The sequence below is a fragment of the Belnapia rosea genome (assembly GCF_900101615.1).
Taxonomy (GTDB): Bacteria; Pseudomonadota; Alphaproteobacteria; order Acetobacterales; family Acetobacteraceae; genus Belnapia; species Belnapia rosea.
On the sequence record NZ_FMZX01000093.1, the window covers coordinates 1 to 2,097 of the forward strand.

1 protein-coding gene and 1 pseudogene are annotated in these 2,097 nt (G+C 66.8%); one reads left to right on the forward strand and one right to left on the reverse strand.

Going from position 1 to position 2,097, the window contains the following annotated elements; all coding sequences use genetic code 11:
- On the forward strand, nucleotides 1-177 hold a 177-nt coding region (locus BLR02_RS28145), incomplete at its 5' end, for a hypothetical protein (RefSeq protein ID WP_143018393.1).
- Nucleotides 178-992: 815 nt separating this feature from the next.
- Here BLR02_RS28145 and BLR02_RS28150 read toward each other — a convergent pair.
- Nucleotides 993-1,991, reverse strand: a pseudogene (locus BLR02_RS28150) (IS110 family RNA-guided transposase); the annotation flags it as partial.
- Nucleotides 1,992-2,097: the final 106 nt, after the last annotated feature.

Here is a 2,097-nt window from a genome sequence, read left to right on the forward strand (position 1 = left end):
CCCGCCTATGGCGCCCGGCCGCTGAAGCGGGTGATCCAGCGGAACCTGCAGGACCAGCTGGCCAACCTGCTGCTGGAAGGCCGCATCCATGACGGCGAGCAACTGCGGGTGACCGCTGGACCGGATGGGCTGGAGGTGCGGCGGACGGGCTCGCCGCGTCTCGCCGAGGCAGCGTGAGGCGAGGACGCCGTGATCGTGTCCAATGGCGAGGGAGGCGTTCACAGACGCCTCCCTGTCCGGAGGGCAGGGAGGCCGCGTCTTCGGCGTCAGTTATAGCGTCGCCTTGCGGTGCCCGTGCGAAGCCTCAGACCGCTCTATGCCGCGTCGGCGAGATGGGCTGAGGCGGCAGCGACCGCGGGGCACGGTGGTGGACCTTGATTTGGGACAGGCGCCCTTGCCGGGCAGGGCGGAGGGTCATCGTCATCATCAGGACTATCCCACCGGAAGCGCCCGTTACGCTGAGCCGGAGGTTCCCACCGGTTGCGGCGCCCAGAGTTCGGCCGCAGGGCAACAGTGTTCTCGGAGCCTGCGCGACCCAGCCGTAGCTCTGCCCGATCCAGAGAATTGAGCGTCTGGAAAATCTCTTCGACCCGTACGATCGCTCCGCTGTCCAGCTGCCGCAAAGCAGGCTTGTCTACGACGGCGCGGGTGTCCGACGCCCATGACGCCAAGATCTCGCGTTTTTCCGCAGGGGTTAGCTCCCGGTCATTCACCACCTGATCAGGGTGCGTGAATACGGCGCTGCGTGTGGCCCGTCCGTTTTGCGGATCACGAGGCAGGCGCAATCCAGATTCTGCGAAGTTATTGTGTAATTCCGTAAGCTCGCTCATCTTTTAACTCCGCGGCCCAGGACTCCCAAGTGTGTCGGAAGGCGGGTATCGCACTGACGATCAGCCGGCTTCGCCTCGACGGTCAGCGAAATATTTCTGCCAAAGGGCTCTTCAAGAGGGCTGAAAGAAATATTCCGCGCGTATCGCTACCGTCCTACTCCCCTAGGCAGAAACCAACTCGGGCTGTGGGGTGATGGTGCAGGCGAAGCCGAGCTTGGCGATCTGCTGTGCGAGGTACTGGGCCTGCTGCTCGGGCGAGCGCCTGTGGAAGTGGTCGGCCCCGAGATCCTGCCAGAAGGTGCCGTCGTGCAGCATGTGCCAGATGGCGGTCAGCATGGATGCGGCGACGGCGCAGACCGCTTTCTTCGGGCCGCGGCGCTGGCGGAGCCGCTGGAACTGCGCGCGGAGGTAGCCGTCCTTCTTGCGGCTGGCGGCTCAGGCGCACTGGACGAGGGCGGTCTTTAGCCATGGTGCGCCCTTGCGCAACCGGGTGGAGCGGCGCTTGCCCGCACTTTCGTCATTGCGCGGACACAGGCCCGCCCAGGACACCAGGTGCGCGGCAGTCGGGAAGCGGCGCATGTCGCTGCCGATCTCGGCCACAATGGCCCGAGCGGCGAGGTCGCCGATGCCGGGCACGGTCCGCAACAGGCGGACCGCATCACGGAAAGGGTCGAGGTTACGCTCCACCTTGAGGTCGATGGCCTCGAGCGCCTTCGCCAGCGCGTCGTATTGGCCGAGGTGCAAGCGGAGCAGAAAGCGATGGCTGTCGCCGACGCGCCCGCTCAGGGCGGCATGCAGCTGCGCCGGCTCGGCCTTGACCCGGCGATGCACCAGGGCGAGCAGCTTCTTGGGGTCGGTCTCGCCGGCGACGAGTGCCTCAAGGATGGTCCGACCGCTCAGGCCCATGATGTCGGTGAGCACCGAGGCGAGCTTGGGGTTGGCGTCTTCCAGCGCCTTTTGCAGGCGCTGCACGTGGCTGGACTGCTCGCGGATCAACTGCTTGCGGGTGCGCAGCAGCGCGTGCATTGCCTGGGTCGGCGCGTCCGGCACAAAGCTGGCGCGCACCAGCCCGTGGGCCAGCAGGTCGGCCAGCCAAGCCGCGTCCGCCACGTCGGTCTTGCGCCCAGGCACGTTCTTCACATGCGCCGCGTTGGCCAGAACCAGCGCCAGTTGGTTCTGTCAGGCTTCGCGCCAAAGGTGCTCGGCTTGGCCGCCCGGGCAGCGGCGGGTAGGTTCCTGGCCTGTTGACGGCTGGCCTGGGCCTGAG